Consider the following 15,387-nt stretch of genomic DNA (forward strand, 5'->3'; position numbering starts at 1 on the left):
TCTCCTTGAGGTGGGGGTGTCGCAGACGACCTTACCCCGAGCGCCGCGCCCGCCTGAACTGACGGACCGCGCCGAGGACGACCAGGGCCGCCGCCCCGCCGAAGACCGCGAGGACGATGAGGGGGATGCCCGTCGACCGCATGGTCTCGACGGTGGGCAGCAAAACGGCCAGGGGCTGACCCGGATCGGGCACGGGCGTCGGGACGGGGGCCTCGTCCGTCGGGTTCGTCGCCTGGGCCGAGGGCGCGGGCACGTCGGCGCGACGGTGCACCCTGATCCATTCGGACAGGTCGCCCATCGGGTTGGCGTCGACGGCGGGCACCGAGGCCGTCACGGCGGCGGCGGCGTCGACCAGCCCGTAGCCGTACAGGGGGTCGGGGGTCGAGTCTCCCTTGGGGGTGGCCGTGGCCACGACCCTGTTGATGACGTCGTCGGCGTCGAGTTCGGGGTGGGCGCTGCGGACGAGGGCCACGATGCCGGCCACCAGGGGCGTCGCGCCGCTCGTGCCGCTCCAGCTGTAGTGCACGTCGCCGGGGCCCACTCCGACGAGGTCCTCGCTCGGGGCGGCCACGCCGATCGTGATGCCCTGGCTCGAGGCGTCGAAGCTCGCCGTGCCCGCTCGGTCGACGCCGGCGACCGTCAGCACGCCCGGCATCGTCGCCGGTGCGCCGACCTCGGTCGTCCCGCTCCCCCGGTTGCCGGCCGCCGCGACGACGACGACGTCGTGGTCCATGGCGTAGAGGAAGGCGTCGTCCCAGCTGGTCGGCCAGTCGAGGGTGTTCCGGGTCAGCGACATGTTGATGACGTCCGCCCCGGCGTCGACCGCCCAGCGGACGGCCCGGGCGATCTGGTCGTCGGAGTCGACCGCCGACGATCCGAAGCCGACCGAGACCGAGAGCAGGTCGGCCTCGGGTGCGACCCCGATGACGCCGTCGCCGGGACCCGTGCCACGGCCGGCGACCATCGACCCGACCAGGGTGCCGTGGTTCGGGTCGTCGCCGACCGGTGTCTGACCGTCGGCCGAGCCGAGCCCCGACACATCCGTGCCCCCGACGACGGCGCCCTGCAGTTCTGTCACGGACGAGTCGACGCCCGTGTCGATCACGGCCACGGTCGTCCCCGCGCCCCGCGTCGTCTGCCAGGCCCGCTCGATGCCGTAGTCGGAGAGCCAGTACTCGGCGTCACGCACCTGGTCGGCCGAGGCCGACGCGGCTGGTACGACGGCCGCCACGAGCGCCCCCAGCACCACGAACGCGACGAACCCCCCGGAGCGACGCACGAGCGTCAGGCTCCCCCACCCGCGACGTCGACGACCGCCGTCGCCGGCTCACCCGCGGAGCGGTCGGGGCACCGGCACACGTCGGGGCTCCACGCCGCGCGCTCGAGGGCCAGGTCGCCGAACGGGTTGACGCCCGGCCCGGCGGCCAGTGCGTGGCCGACGAGGGCGTGCAGGCACTTGATCCGCTCGGGCATGCCCCCGGCCGTCACGTGGTCGATCTCGTCGACGTGCTCGATGCTCTCGCGGTCGGCGAGGTAGGACTCGTGGGCGGCGAGGTAGCGCGCCCGCAGGTCGGGGTCGCTCTCGAGCAGGGCCGTGAACTCGGCCATCACGCCGGTGGCCTCGAGGGTCGACACGGCGGCGGTGGCACCGGGATGGCACAGGTAGTACAGCGTGGGGAACGGCGTGCCGTCGGTCAGCCGCGGCTTGGTGGCGACGACCGTCGGCGCACCGCAGGCACAGCGGGCGGCGATGCCGATGACGTCGCGCGCCGGACGGCCGAGCTGGGCCGTCACCGCACGGACGTCGTCGTCGGTCACGGGGTCGAAGGGTGGCCTGGTCACGGCGTGCCGCCTGTCTGGTCGGAGGTCGGGGCGGGCACCTGGCTGCCGCTGATGTCGGGGGCGACGAGCTCGGTCGCGGGTTCGTCGCTCAGGCCGGCGTCGAGGACCGAGGAGGTCATCGCCGCGACCCAGTCGACCTGGGGCGTCTGGAGCGAATCGCTGATCGTCGTGCCGGTGCCGGGAGCCGTGCCCGGCGCCTCCGTCGCGTCGTCGCCCATGACGAGGTAGCTGTACTCGCCCGGGTAGACGTAGAGCAGGCGGTCTCGGGCCTGCGCCTCGATGTACGCCGGGTCGCTCCACCGGGCCACGTCTTGTTTGAGCTCGTCCACCGACTGCTCTTGCTGCCGCACGTCGTCCTGCAGGGCGGCGATCTGCTGCTGCTGCTGGATCAGGGTGCGCAAGGACGGCGCCAGGATGACGACGAACATGACGAGGATCACCAGCATCAGCACGCTGAAGCCCGAGAACCGGATGCTGCGCAGCCAGTGGCCCGTCGGCGTCTCGCTGGCCGGCAGGGTCACCGGCACACGGCGGTTCGAGGTCTCACGGGGCATGCCACGAGCCTAAACGACGTCTCTGGGGGAACGACGGAGGCCCGCCCCGCACGAGCGGGACGGGCCCCGAGGAGGCGCGGGTGGCGTCAGGCGGAGAAGCGCGGGAAGGCGCCGTACCCGGCGTACACGGCGGCGTCGCCCAGTTCTTCTTCGATGCGGAGGAGCTGGTTGTACTTCGCGACGCGCTCGCTGCGGGCCGGAGCGCCGGTCTTGATCTGGCCGGCGTCGGTCGCGACGGCGAGGTCGGCGATCGTGGTGTCCTCGGTCTCGCCCGAACGGTGCGAGAGCACGGTCGTGTAGCCGCTGCGCTGCGCGAGCGCCACGGCGTCGAGCGACTCGGTCAGCGTGCCGATCTGGTTGACCTTGACGAGGATCGAGTTCGCGGCCCCGGCCGAGATGCCCTTGGCGAGACGCTCCGGGTTGGTGACGAACAGGTCGTCGCCGACGATCTGCGTCTTCGACCCGATCTCGCTCGTGAGGTGGGCCCAGCCCTCCCAGTCGTCTTCGTCGAGGGGGTCCTCGATGGTGACGAGGGGGTACGACGCGACGAGGTCGGCGTAGTAGTTCGCGAGGAACGCCGAGTCGCGCTTCTCGCCCTCGAAGGTGTAGCTGCCGTCGGCGTAGAACTCGCTCGAGGCCACGTCGAGGCCCAGGGCGAGGTCCTTGCCGGGGGTGAAGCCGGCCTTGGTGATGGCCTCGACGAGGAGGTCGAGGGCGGCACGGTTGCTGTCGAGGTTCGGCGCGAAGCCGCCCTCGTCGCCCAGGCCGGTCGACAGGCCCTTGGCCTTCAGCTCGCTCTTGAGGGCGTGGTAGGTCTCGGCACCCCACTGCAGGGCCTCGGCGAACGACGACGCGCCGACGGGCAGGATCATGAACTCCTGGATGTCGACGTTGCTGTCGGCGTGCGAGCCGCCGTTGATCACGTTGAGCATCGGCACCGGCAGGGTGTGCGCGTTCGGCCCGCCGATGTAGCGGAAGAGCGGCAGGTCGGCCGAGTCGGCCGCGGCGCGGGCGACGGCCAGCGAGACGCCGAGGATGGCGTTGGCGCCGAGGCGCTTCTTGTTGTCGGTGCCGTCGAGCTCGATCATGGCCTGGTCGATCAGGCGCTGGTCGGTGGCGTCGAGGCCCTCGACCTCGGGGCCGATCTCGTCGATGACCGCGGCGACGGCCTTGAGCACGCCCTTGCCGAGGTACCGGCTCTCGTCGCCGTCGCGCAGCTCGTAGGCCTCGAAGGCCCCGGTCGATGCACCGGAGGGGACGGCCGCACGCGACACCGTCCCGTCTTCGAGCAAGACCTCGACCTCGACGGTGGGGTTGCCCCGCGAGTCGAGGATTTCGCGGGCGCCTACGGCGTCGATTGCTGCCACTGGAGAGCTCCTTAGTAGTCGTTCGTCTGGGGACGCGAGGTCCGCGGCCCAGCTTAGCCGCGCCTCCTGCCCTGGTTCGTGGCGGGGAGCCGACGGCGGTGGTCAGCCGATGGTGCGGACCTCGAGGTCGGCGACCGACTCGCCACCCCGGACGGTCACGAACCGACCGAAGCCGGCGGCCGCCAGGCCGTCGAGCTGGTTGGTGAAGTTCTTGGCCCGCTTCTCGAGGCGCACCCGTCGCTCGCCGCCCGCCAGCAGCTCGCGCTGCAGGGCGAGCAGCTCGACCGGTTCGACCTTCTTGTCGTAGACCAGCGCGAGGCCCTCGTCGTCCTCGGTCGTGAGCGTCACCAGGTCGACGAGGCGCTCGAAGCCCAGCGAGAAGCCGGCCGCGGGCACGTCGCTGCCGAGGAAGCGCCCGATCATGCCGTCGTAGCGACCCCCGCCACCCAGCGAGTACGGGACGTCGGGGTGGGCGATCTCGAAGATCGTGCCGGTGTAGTAGCCCATGCCGCGGACGAGGGTCGGGTCGAACTCGAGGGTGGCTCCGGGCAGGGCGTCGCGGAGGGCCACCAGGTCGGCGAAGGCCGCACGGTCGAGCCACGGGGCGGCGTCGCCCTCGCCGGTCTGCCACGACGCGTCGGCCAGGCCCGCGAGCGCCTCGGCGAGATCTGGGGTGGTCACGCCGAGCGCGACGAGCTCGGCGACGACGCCGTCGACGCCGATCTTGTCGAGCTTGTCGACCACGATCAGCGCCTGGTCGGTGAGCGCCGCGGGCACGGACCAGTGCGTGAGCAGGGTCAGCAGGATGCGCCGGTCGTTCACGCGGATCGTCGTGCCGGTGAGGCCCAGGGCGTCGAGCACGGCGGTCGTCGCCTGGATCAGCTCGATCTCGGCCAGCGGACCCGCCTCGCCGAGCACGTCGATGTCGCACTGGACGAACTGGCGGTAACGCCCTTTCTGCGGCCGCTCGGCCCGCCACACCGGCGCGATCTGCACGGACCGGAACACCGCGGGGAGCTGAGCCCGGTGCGAGGCGTAGAACCGCGCGAGGGGAACCGTCAGGTCGAAGCGGAGACCGAGGTCGGCGAGCCCGAGGACGCTCTCGGCCGACCGGACGTCGTCGAGGTCGAGCCCTCGCTTCAGGACCGCGAAGACCTGCTTCTCGTTGTCGCCGCCCAGACCCGAGTGGAGGCGCGAGCTCTCTTCGACCACGGGCGTCTCGATCTCGTCGAAGCCGTACGAGCGGTAGACGCCGCGGATGACCGAGAGGACGCCCTCACGACGCCTCTTGTCGGCAGGGAGGTGATCGCGCATGCCGCGCGGCGGGGTGACGGGATTCGGCATGGAGACATCCTCCCAGAGAGACCCGCCCCCGGACACGCGAGCCGAGTTGCGAGCATGTCACATTCTACGTTATGGTCTTCCTGGGTGGTCGACGCGAATCGGGTTGCGTGTCGATCCCACCTCGAGGCCCTCCCTTCCCTGCGGCGAGGGCCCGGGCCGGGCCGGGCGCATGGCGCTCGGCCCGGTTCCGCCTCGAGCGACACGTGGCGGGGCCCGCAGCGTTCGACCCGGAGGGACGCGTGGCGGGGCCCGCAGCGTTCGACCCGGAGGGACGCGTGGCGGGGCCCGCAGGGATCACCCCTGAGGAACGCTCGTGACGAACGTCTCGACGGCGTGCTTGTAGGCGGCCGACGTACGACGACCCTCGCCGGAGACGATGGCGTCGTACTGCAGTCCGAAGAGGGCGTCGACGAAGACGCGGGCCGCGACCTTCGCATCCGCCGTCGCCGAACCCTTCGCCGTCGCCCAGGTGGCGACGTGGTCGACCCAGCGCCCGACCGCCTTCTGCGCGGTGCCTCCCGTCTCACCGGCGACGGTCTCGAGCAGAGCGGCTTCGAGCTCGAGCCGGTGGAGGTCACGACCGCGCTCGGTGGACACGTCGTGCCACACCTTCGCGAGGTGCTTCGAGAACGCCTCCGAGTCGAGGTCGGCGACCTCGACGGCCAGGAGCGCGTCGTTGCGGGCCACGACCGCTCGGACGATCTCGGCGATGAGCTCGGCGCGGTTGCCGAAGTGGTAGACGAAGACGTAGGTGCTGACCCCGAGGGCCTCGGCCAGGGTCCGGAACGACACGGTGGCGAGCGAGCGACCACGGAGGTGTTCGAGGATCTGCCCGAGGAGTTCGGGCTTGCGGGTGGGGTCGGGTTTGCGAGGCATGATGCCGCTCCTTCGTGCCGACGACTCGGACTCGCCCTGCGCGATCGCCGTCGTCGTAGTGGACCATAACAGACGTCTGTCGTGGCCGACCGGCCGATCCGTGACGGCTCCGACACCCCGCACCGACGCCTCGTCGGGCACCTCGACGGGCACCTCACGGGTCACCTCGACGGTGGACCGACATGTCGGCTTTTGACATGTCAACACTCGTCCTCTACATTGAGAACACCACTCGCACACCGGCCGGGACGACGCCCCTGGGCCTCGTCGTCCGGTGGTCGAGCGACGGCTCGCCGCTCATTCGGGTTGAGCAGGCGGCGCCGGGGTGCCCCCTCATTCGGGTTGAGGGGGCACCTGCTCGTCCCGGTCAGAGCGACCCGCCGCGACCTCGTCCGTCGTGTCTCCTTCGCTCGGTGCGGTCGCGGCGCCGCGCTCCCCAGACCCGCCGTGCTCGCCGCGCTCGTCACGCTCGTCGCGGCGCAGCATCGCCTCGCGCTCCCGGACCGCCGCCCGCAGCGCACGCTCGGCGTCGATGCCACGATCGCCGGCCTCGTCCACCTGCGCGAGCAGGGCACGCCCCCAGGCGAGCTCGGTCGTCGACGCCGACCGCACCGCCCCCTCGTCGTCGTCGGTGGACGGCGAGACGGGTGCGCTCGGGACGGCGGGCGACGGCCGGGCCGCACCGGTCGCCGCCCGCTTCGCATCGAGCTTCTGGGCCCGCGCGAGAGCCGGCTGCCCCGGGGGCAGGCCGTCGTACGCACTCGTCCGCCCGGCCTTCTCCCGCGCCTTGGCCGCCGAGTACAGGCGGACGATGTCGTCGAGGTCGGCGGCCTGGTCGGCTCCGAACACGTGCGGGTGCCGCCGCACCGTCTTCGCGCTCACGTCACGGACGACGTCGCCGAGGTCGAACGAGCCCGAGGAGGCGCGCGCGGCGAGGGCGCTGTGCAAGACCACCTGGTAGAGCACGTCCCCGAGCTCTTCCCGCACGTCGTCGGGGGTGCCGTCCTCGATCGCCTCGACGAGCTCGTAGGTCTCCTCCACGAGGTAGGCCACCAGGGACTCGGCCGTCTGGGCGCGGTTCCAGGCGCAACCGCCCTCGTCGGCGAGGAGGGCGTCGACCACGCCGACGAGTTCGTCGATCGCGGCACCCGCCCCGGGCTCGTGACCGCCTCGCGCCTCCTGGGGTGTGGAGCCCGGACCCCGCCCGACCGGCACGCTCAGTTCGCCGCCGCCGTGTCGGTCGCGGGGCGCGCGACCGGGGCCGAGTAGATCGCCGACAGCAGCTGTTCGACCCAGACGATCAGCTCGTCGTCGGTCGGCGCCTGCCCGTGCGCCCTGGGCAAGGGCACGCTGACGGCGTTCGCCTGGGCGAACCAGCGGGCGCCCGGGTACATGCGCTGCAGCCGCACCTGCATGCTGTCGGGCAGGTCGACGCCGGCGACCCGCAGGTTGCTGCCCATGACCACGACCTCGCTGAGCCCGGCCTTCTGGGCGGCACGTCGGAGGCGAGACACCTCGATCAGCGCCAGGACGGGTGCCGGGGGCTCGCCGTACCGGTCGGTGAGCTCGTCGAGGACGGCGTCGATCTGGTCGTCGGTCGAGGTGGGCGAGCTCGCCGTCGAGAGCTTCTGGTACGCCTCGAGACGCAGGCGCTCGCTCTCGACGTACTCTTCGGGCACGTGGGCGTCGACCGGCAGCTCGAGTCGCAGCTCGGTCTGCCCCTCGGCCACGTCGCCGCGGAACGAGCTGACGGCCTCGCCGATCATGCGGAGGTAGAGGTCGAAGCCGACGCCGGCGATGTGGCCGGACTGCTCGCCACCGAGCAGGTTGCCGGCCCCGCGTATCTCGAGGTCTTTCAGGGCCACCTGCATGCCCGCACCGAGCTCGTTGTTGGCCGCGATGGTCTCGAGCCGGTCCTGGGCGGTCTCGCTCAACGGCTTGTCGGCGTCGTAGAGGAAGTACGCGTAGCCACGTTCGCGACCGCGACCCACGCGACCACGCAGCTGGTGCAGCTGGCTCAGACCGTACTTGTCGGCCCGGTCGATGATCAACGTGTTGGCGTTCGCGATGTCGAGGCCGGTCTCGATGATGGTGGTGGAGACCAGCACGTCGAACTTGCGCTCCCAGAAGTCGACCATGACCTGTTCGAGCGTCGACTCGGCCATCTGGCCGTGGGCGACCGCGACACGGGCCTCGGGCACGAGCTCGGCGATCTGCGCGGCGATGCGGTTGATGCTCGACACCCGGTTGTGGACGTAGAACACCTGCCCCTCGCGCAGCAGTTCGCGTCGGATCGCGGCGGCCTTCTGACGGTCGCTCTCGGGGCCGACGAAGGTGAGGATCGGATGCCGGTCTTCGGGCGGCGTGGCGAGCGTCGACATCTCGCGGATGCCCGTGACCGCCATCTCGAGCGACCTCGGGATCGGCGTGGCCGACATCGCGAGGATGTCGACGTTGGTCTTGAGCTTCTTCAGCGCGTCCTTGTGCTCGACGCCGAAGCGCTGTTCTTCGTCGATGATGACCAGCCCGACGTCCTTGTACGAGATGCCCTCGCTGAGCAGCCGGTGCGTGCCGATGACCATGTCGACGGTGCCGTCGCCGAGGCCCGCGATGGTCTCTTTCGACTCCTTCGCGGTCTGGAACCGGCTCAGGCTGCGCAGGTGCACGGGGAACCCGGCGAAACGGTCGCTGAAGGTGTCGAAGTGCTGCTTGACCAGCAGGGTCGTCGGCACGAGCATGACGACCTGCTTGCCGTCCTGGATGGCCTTGAACGCGGCCCGGACGGCGACCTCGGTCTTGCCGTAACCCACGTCGCCCGAGAGGAGGCGGTCCATGGGGATCGGGCGCTCCATGTCGGCCTTGATCTCGTCGATGGTCGTGAGCTGGTCGGGCGTCTCGGCGAACGGGAAGGCCTCTTCGAGCTCGCGCTGCCAGGGGGTGTCGGGCGGGAACGCGTGACCCTTGCTCGCCATGCGGGCGGAGTAGAGCTTCACGAGCTCGACCGCGATGTCGCGGACGGCCCTGCGGGCCTTGCCCTTCGCGGCCGCCCAGTCGCCGCCGCCCATCTTGCTGAGCGAGGGCGCCTCGCCGCCGACGTACCGGCTGAGCAGGTCGAGCTGGTCGGTCGGCACGTAGAGCTTGTCGCCGGGATAGCCGCGCTTCGAGGGCGCGTACTCGAGGACGAGGTACTCGCGCGAGTGCTTCACGGCGTTCTTGCCGCCGCTCGACACCTCGCGGCTGGTGAGCTCGAGGAACTTGCCGATGCCGTGCGTGGAGTGCACGACCACGTCGCCCGGCTTGAGCTGCAGCGGGTCGACGACGTTCTTGCGCCGCGTCGCGAGCTTCTTGACCTGGCGGGAGTCGTAGTTGGCCGACCGACCGTAGAAGTCGGACTCGCCGAGGACGGCGATCTTGGATTCCATCAGTTCGAACCCGGCCTCGACGCCGCCGGCCACGAGGTGCACGACCCCGGGTTCGAGGGTCTCGGGCAGGGCGTCCTCGAGGCGGGCCGCGACCTCACGCTCGGCGAGGACGTCCCGTGCCCGCTCGACGAGGCCGACGCCACGGGCCGTGACGACGACGCTCCACCCGTCGCGGACGCGCTGGACGACGTGCTCGAGCGCACCTTCGGCGTGACCGCTGAAGCTCGGCACGACGGCTGCGTCGACGCGCACGTAGTCGCCGGCCGAGGCGACCGCCTCGTCGTCGGACAGCACCTCACCCGAGTCGAAGCCGCTCATGGTGAACCAGGCCCGGTCACCCGCGGCCTCTCGGAGGTCGCGCAGGCTGAGGAAGTCACCCGAGTCGAGGTCGATCGGGGCCTCGGCCCCGGCCGTCGCGGCGTTCCACGCGGCGGAGAGGAACTCGCGGTTCGTCTCGGCGAGGCTCTGGGCCCGTGACACGACGCGCTCGGGCGAGAGCACCGCGATGGAGGCGCCCGCCGGCAGGTAGTGCGTCACCGGCACCAGCCGGTGCACGAGGGCCGGCGCGAGGCTCTCCATGCCCTCGACGGGGATTCCCTCGGCGATCTTCGCGAGCATCTGGGACAGGCTCGGGAACTCGTGCTGCATCTCGCGCGCACGCTGACGAACGGCCTCGGTCAGCAGCATCTCGCGGCTCGGCGGCAGTTCGACCGAGGTGACCTCACCGTCGAGGCTTCGCTGGTCGGCCACCGAGAAGCGGCGGATCTGGTCGACCTCGTCTCCGAAGAAGTCGACGCGGACCGGGTGCTCGGCCGTGGGCGGGAAGACGTCGAGGATGCCACCGCGGACGGCGAACTCGCCGCGTCGGGTCACCATGTCGACCCGGGCGTACGCCAGGTCGACCAGGTGCACGGCGATGCCCGAGAGGTCGTGGCCCCGCTCGCCGACCGTCAGCTGCACCGGGTCGAGCTCGGCCAGGTTGTCGCTGAGGGGCTGGAGGGCGGCCCGGACCCCGGCCACGACGACGATCGGGCGGACCGTCTCGGGCGAGTCGGCCGCCTCGACCTGCCAGGTCGCTAGACGGCGGAGGGCGTGGATGCGTCGACCGACGGTCTCGGCGCTCGGGCTGAGGCGTTCGTGCGGCAGGGTCTCCCACGCGGGGAACTCGATGATCTCGGCCTCGGGCAGGTAGCTGGCGAGCGAACCCCGCACCGCCTCGGACTCGCGGCCGGTCGCCGTGACGACGAGCATCGCCTGCGGCCCCTGGCGGCGGTCGAGCAAGCCGGCCAGCAGCGGCACGCGGAGGCCGTCGACGACCGAGAAGTCGGTGCTGCGTGCGGCGCGGTCGAGGGCGCCGGAGAACGTGGAGGCGCGCGAGAGCGCCTTGATCAAACCCGCGAGTATCACCCGCACGATGTTACGCGGCACCACCGACACCGTGGCCGGGGTTCGCTGTCGGCGACACCTGGCCGGGTGAAGGGTCTGCTCAGCCCTTGGCGGTGTGGAACTTGAGCTGCGCGCTGGAGCTCAGAGGATCGCGAAGCGATCCCGCGACGCCAGCGCCGACCACGTCCGTGGTCGGTCACGTTCGGAACGCTCAGCCCTTGGCGGTGTGGAACTTCAGTTGTGCCGCCGTCAGCCCGTCCGTCGCGATCATCTCGACGGCGTCGGCGGCGTCGCCGAGCAAGAACGGGAGCTCCCTGCGTTCGGTCGACGAGAAGTCCTTGAGGACGAAGTCGGCGGCGTCCTGCCTGCCGGGGGGTCGGCCGATGCCGACCCGCACCCGGGTGAACTCGTTCGAGCCGGTGGCGGCGATGATGTCGCGGAGTCCGTTGTGCCCGCCGTGACCTCCGCCGTGCTTGAGCTTGACGGTGTCGAAGTCGATGTCGAGTTCGTCGTGGACGACGATCAAGCGCGACACGTCGAGGTCGTAGTAGCGCAACAGGGCCTGCGTCGGACCGCCCGAGACGTTCATGTAGGTCGCGGGCTTGGCCAGCACGAAGCGAGGGCCGCCGGGGGCTGTGCGCCCCTCGGCGACCGTCGCGTTCGTGCGGTGGCTCTTGAAGCCGGCGGACAGACGGTCGGCCAGTTCGGCCAGCACCATCTGCCCGACGTTGTGCCTGTTGCCGGCGTAGCCGGGCCCGGGGTTGCCGAGCCCGACCACGAGCCACCGGTCGTCGAGTGCCATCGTCGTGGTCGTCGCTCTCTCGGTGGTTCTGCGCCGGCAGGGTGTTCGGGGTGCGGGGTGTTACTCGGAGCGCTCTTCGTCCTCGATCGACTCGACGTCGCCCTCGGCCTCGGCGGCTTCGCCGTCCTCGTCCGAGACGGCGTCGGTCGTGAGGTCGAGCTGGGGCACCGAGACCGCGAGCACGAGGGTCTCGGGCTCGCTGACCAGCGTCGCACCCTTCGGCAGGACGAGGTCGGCGGCCGAGACCTGGGCGCCCTCTTCGAGGCCCTCGATCGAGACGACGACGTTCTGCGGGATGTGCGTGGCCTCGACCTCGAGCTCGACGGCGTTGAGCTCGACGACGTGGATCGTGCCGGGAGCCGACTCGCCCTCGACGTGCACGGGCACCTCGACGGTGACCTTCTCGCCCTGGCGGACGACGATGAGGTCGATGTGCTCGATGGTCTGCTTGACCGGGTCGCGCTGGATGTCCTTGACGAGGGCGAGCTGGTTCGTGCCCTCGATGTCGAGCGTGATGACGGCGTTCGCGCGACGCGTGATGAGCATCGTCTCGTGACCGGGCAGCGTGACGTGCTGGGGGTCGGTGCCGTGGCCGTAGATGACCGCGGGGATCTGGTCCTTCGCGCGGATCTTGCGGGCCGCGCCCTTGCCGAAGCTGGTGCGCACGAGGGCGCTGAGGGAGTTCTGGTCGGACATGTCGTCTCCTTGCAGGGGCCCGCGAGGGCCCGGGGGTGTGTGGTCGGTGTCAACTCGAACGCGCATCGCGTGAGGAAGGACCCGCAACCCGAGGGGTGTCGCCCGAGGACGGTCACCGCTGCACGAGTGGTGCCTGAGCACCGAGCGCCTGCCTACCGCGTCGATCACGGGTGCCGGAGCACCCCTCGCCGAGGTTCAGCTGCCCAGGTTACACGGGGGCCGGGCGCGTCGCCAACCCGCGCCTCCCGGGGTCGAGCGCCCGCAGGGCGACCGGTCAGTGCTCGAGCTCGCCGCGTCGCACCGCCCCCAGGTGCGCGACGACGGCGGCGACGATGTCGTCGGGGCCGGGTCGCACGTCCACCTCGAAGCCTGCCTCGTCGTCGGCGAGCGGCTCGAGGGTCGCGAACTGCGACTCCATCAACCCGGACGGCATGAAGTGGCCCTTGCGCTCGCGCTGCCGGCGGGCGACGAGGTCGCGCACGCCCGTCAGGTGGACGAAGAGGAGGCGCGGGTCACCGTCGCGCAGGACGTCGCGGTACGCCCGCTTGAGCGACGAGCACGCCACGACGACCGACTCGTCGCCCGCTGCGGCGATGCGGTCGGCCACGATGCGCAGCCACGGCCACCGGTCGTCGTCGTTTAGCGCGTGCCCCTCGGCCATCTTGAGGCGGTTGGCCTCGGGGTGCAGGTCGTCCGCGTCGACGAAGGGCACGCCGAGGGTCTCGGCGAGGAGCTCGCCCACGGTCGACTTGCCCGAACCGGACACCCCCATCACGACGACGGGCGGGAAGGGGGCGGCTTCGGTCACGGGGTCCTCGGGTCGTCTCGGGGCGGGGCGCAGGGCGAGCGCGGGTCTCCACGACCCTACCCACGACCTCCGAGGCACCACCTGGGCGACCCCCGGGCCGGGCGGCATATGGTCGGTCCGTTCCCTACCGACAAGGAGGCACCGTGGCTGAACACGGAGGACCACAGGCAAACATCGGAGTCGTCGGCCTGGCCGTCATGGGCTCGAACCTGGCACGCAACCTCGCCAGCCGCGAGGGCAACACCGTCGCGGTCTACAACCGCTCCCCCGAGCGCACCGACACCCTGATGGACGAGCACGGCGACGCCGGCTTCATCCCGTCGAAGTCGATCGAGGACTTCGCGGCCTCACTGCAGAAGCCGCGCACCGCGATCATCATGGTGCAGGCCGGCCGCGGCACCGATGCCGTGATCGACCAGCTCGCCGACGTGTTCGACGAGGGCGACATCATCGTCGACGGCGGCAACGCGAACTTCCAGGACACCCGCCGTCGCGAGGCGGCCCTGAAGGAGCGGGGTCTCAACTTCGTGGGCGCCGGCATCTCGGGCGGCGAGGAGGGCGCCCTGAAGGGCCCGTCCATCATGCCCGGCGGTTCGAAGGAGGCCTACGAGACCCTCGGCCCGATCCTGGCGTCGATCGCGGCGGTGGCCGAGGGCGAGCCCTGCGTGACGCACGTCGGCGCCGACGGTGCGGGCCACTTCGTCAAGATGATCCACAACGGCATCGAGTACGCCGACATGCAGTTGATCGCCGAGTCGTACGACCTGCTGCGCCGGGTCGGCGGCCACGAGCCCGCCGCCATCGCCTCGGTCTTCGAGAAGTGGAACGAGGGCGAGCTCGAGTCGTACCTGATCGAGATCACGGCCGAGGTGCTGCGGCAGACCGACGCCAAGACGGGCGGACCGCTCGTCGACTCGATCGTCGACCAGGCCGGCTCGAAGGGGACCGGCGTCTGGACCGTGCAGAACAGCGTCGGTCTGGGCGTGCCCGTCGGCGGCATCGCCGAGGCCGTCTTCGCCCGGGCCGTGTCGTCGAAGCCCACGCAGCGCGCGGCGGTGCAGGGGACCCTGCAGGGTCGACCCGAGGTGCAGGAGGCCGGCGAGGGCTTCGAGGACGACGTGCAGAAGGCGCTCTACGCCTCGAAGATCGTGGCCTACGCCCAGGGCTTCGACGCGATCATCGCCGGCGCCGACGAGTACGACTGGGACATCGACAAGGGCGCCATCGCCAAGATCTGGCGCGGCGGCTGCATCATCCGGGCGCAGTTCCTCAACCGCATCGTCGACGCCTACGAGAAGGACGCGTCGATCGCGACCCTGCTCGAGGACGACTACTTCGCGGCGGCCGTCCGCGACGGCGAGGACGCCTGGCGCCGCATCGTCGCCAAGGCGGCACTCTCGGGCATCCCCGTCCCCGGTTTCGCGTCGGCGCTGTCGTACTACGACTCGCTCGCGTCCGAACGCCTGCCCGCCTCGCTCATCCAGGGGCAGCGCGACTTCTTCGGCGCGCACACCTATCAGCGGGTCGGCGACGAGGGCACGTTCCACACCCTCTGGTCCGGGGACCGGTCCGAGATCGAGACGGAGCCCTCGACCCACTGAGGCACTCCCCCGGAGCGCTGTCGCGCCTCCGGGCCCTGACGGGCGCGCCCGTCGATGCGTCGCCCCTCGGCGGGCCGCGTCGGCGGGCGCGCCCGTTCGACGTCGGCCGCCGCGAATGATCGCGCCGCCGACCCGCCCTGCCCGTGGTGTCGGCAACTCCGGAGAAGAACAGCCGGAACGGCCTGGAGGAAGCGCGGTGCAGCCGATCCCCTGAGTTGCCGACCGTGCGCGGCGGGAACAGGGCCGACATGCGCAGACGGGCAGACGGGCAGACGTCCGTACCCGCACCCCTCGCACCACCGAGCAACCCCGCACGTCACCTCGGGCAACTCAGGAAAACGGCACCCGCACCAGCCCGGTGGAGGCGCGGTGCGGCCGATCCCCTGAGTTGCCGACCGTGCGCGGCGCGAACAGGGGACCGACATCCGCAGACGGGCAGACATCCGTACCCGCACCCCTCGCACCACCGAGCAACCCCGCACCTCACCTCGGGCGACTCAGGAAAACGGCACCCGCAACAGCCCCGAGGAGGCACGGTGCAGCCGATCCCCTGAGTTGCCGACCGCGCGCGGCGCGAACAGGGGACCGACATCCGCAGACGGGCAGACGTCCGTACCCGCACCCCTCGCACCACCGAGCAACCCCGTACCTCACCTCGGGCGACTCAGGAAAACGGCAGCCGCAGCAGC

Annotated in this window: 12 protein-coding genes; 1 reads left to right on the forward strand and 11 read right to left on the reverse strand. The window is 71.2% G+C overall.

Annotated elements, in window-relative coordinates; genetic code table 11:
• Positions 1-31: 31 nt before the first annotated feature.
• From ABID81_RS04490 to ABID81_RS04540, 11 genes are all read right to left on the reverse strand, one after another.
• Complete coding sequence (locus tag ABID81_RS04490) at positions 32-1,279, reverse strand: S8 family serine peptidase (RefSeq protein ID WP_354593613.1); 1,248 nt, start codon at positions 1,277-1,279, stop codon at positions 32-34.
• Positions 1,280-1,284: 5 nt separating this feature from the next.
• On the reverse strand, positions 1,285-1,842 hold the full coding sequence (locus ABID81_RS04495; RefSeq protein WP_354593614.1) for a DUF501 domain-containing protein: 558 nt from the start codon (positions 1,840-1,842) through the stop codon (positions 1,285-1,287).
• Positions 1,839-2,396, reverse strand: a complete 558-nt coding sequence (locus tag ABID81_RS04500; protein ID WP_354593615.1) for an FtsB family cell division protein — start codon at positions 2,394-2,396, stop codon at positions 1,839-1,841. The genes ABID81_RS04495 and ABID81_RS04500 overlap by 4 nt, the downstream gene beginning before the upstream one ends.
• Before the next feature lie 86 nt (positions 2,397-2,482).
• Positions 2,483-3,763 carry a phosphopyruvate hydratase gene (eno, locus tag ABID81_RS04505; RefSeq protein WP_354593616.1) on the reverse strand — a complete coding sequence of 427 codons (1,281 nt, stop codon included), beginning with the start codon at positions 3,761-3,763 and terminating at the stop codon, positions 2,483-2,485.
• 102 nt (positions 3,764-3,865) lie between these two features.
• Positions 3,866-5,107, reverse strand: a complete 1,242-nt coding sequence (hisS, locus tag ABID81_RS04510) for a histidine--tRNA ligase (protein ID WP_354593617.1) — start codon at positions 5,105-5,107, stop codon at positions 3,866-3,868.
• A gap of 294 nt (positions 5,108-5,401) precedes the next feature.
• Entirely contained in the window at positions 5,402-5,983 is a 582-nt protein-coding gene (locus tag ABID81_RS04515; protein ID WP_354593618.1) for a TetR/AcrR family transcriptional regulator, read from the reverse strand.
• Between the two features lie 333 nt (positions 5,984-6,316).
• Positions 6,317-7,105, reverse strand: a complete 789-nt coding sequence (locus ABID81_RS04520) for a MazG nucleotide pyrophosphohydrolase domain-containing protein (RefSeq protein WP_354593619.1) — start codon at positions 7,103-7,105, stop codon at positions 6,317-6,319.
• 95 nt (positions 7,106-7,200) lie between these two features.
• Positions 7,201-10,812, reverse strand: coding sequence for a transcription-repair coupling factor (gene mfd / locus ABID81_RS04525; protein WP_354593620.1), 3,612 nt, complete (start codon positions 10,810-10,812; stop codon positions 7,201-7,203).
• Between the two features lie 190 nt (positions 10,813-11,002).
• Positions 11,003-11,593 (reverse strand): aminoacyl-tRNA hydrolase, encoded by a 591-nt coding sequence (gene pth / locus ABID81_RS04530; protein ID WP_354593621.1) that lies wholly within the window; start codon positions 11,591-11,593, stop codon positions 11,003-11,005.
• A gap of 60 nt (positions 11,594-11,653) precedes the next feature.
• The gene (locus tag ABID81_RS04535) at positions 11,654-12,289 is read right to left on the reverse strand and encodes a 50S ribosomal protein L25/general stress protein Ctc (protein WP_354593622.1); all 636 of its coding nucleotides are present in this window, start codon (positions 12,287-12,289) and stop codon (positions 11,654-11,656) included.
• Positions 12,290-12,563: 274 nt separating this feature from the next.
• A complete protein-coding gene (locus tag ABID81_RS04540) occupies positions 12,564-13,097 on the reverse strand; it encodes a gluconokinase (RefSeq protein WP_354593623.1) in 534 nt (177 codons plus the stop codon).
• A 143-nt stretch (positions 13,098-13,240) separates the two neighbouring features.
• On the opposite strand from ABID81_RS04540, the gene gnd reads away from it, so the two are divergent.
• Positions 13,241-14,698 carry an NADP-dependent phosphogluconate dehydrogenase gene (gnd, locus tag ABID81_RS04545; RefSeq protein ID WP_354593624.1) on the forward strand — a complete coding sequence of 486 codons (1,458 nt, stop codon included), beginning with the start codon at positions 13,241-13,243 and terminating at the stop codon, positions 14,696-14,698.
• Positions 14,699-15,387: the final 689 nt, after the last annotated feature.

The sequence above is a fragment of the Frigoribacterium sp. PvP054 genome (assembly GCF_040547465.1).
GTDB lineage: Bacteria > Actinomycetota > Actinomycetes > Actinomycetales > Microbacteriaceae > Frigoribacterium.

Excerpts from the sequence above, each read along its gene's own strand:
- ABID81_RS04500 (WP_354593615.1), bottom strand. The coding sequence starts at position 2,396 with ATGCCCCGTGAGACCTCGAACCGCCGTGTGCCGGTGACCCTGCCGGCC.
- hisS (WP_354593617.1), bottom strand. The coding sequence starts at position 5,107 with ATGCCGAATCCCGTCACCCCGCCGCGCGGCATGCGCGATCACCTCCCT.
- ABID81_RS04515 (WP_354593618.1), bottom strand. The coding sequence starts at position 5,983 with ATGCCTCGCAAACCCGACCCCACCCGCAAGCCCGAACTCCTCGGGCAG.
- pth (WP_354593621.1), bottom strand. The coding sequence starts at position 11,593 with ATGGCACTCGACGACCGGTGGCTCGTGGTCGGGCTCGGCAACCCCGGG.
- ABID81_RS04535 (WP_354593622.1), bottom strand. The coding sequence starts at position 12,289 with ATGTCCGACCAGAACTCCCTCAGCGCCCTCGTGCGCACCAGCTTCGGC.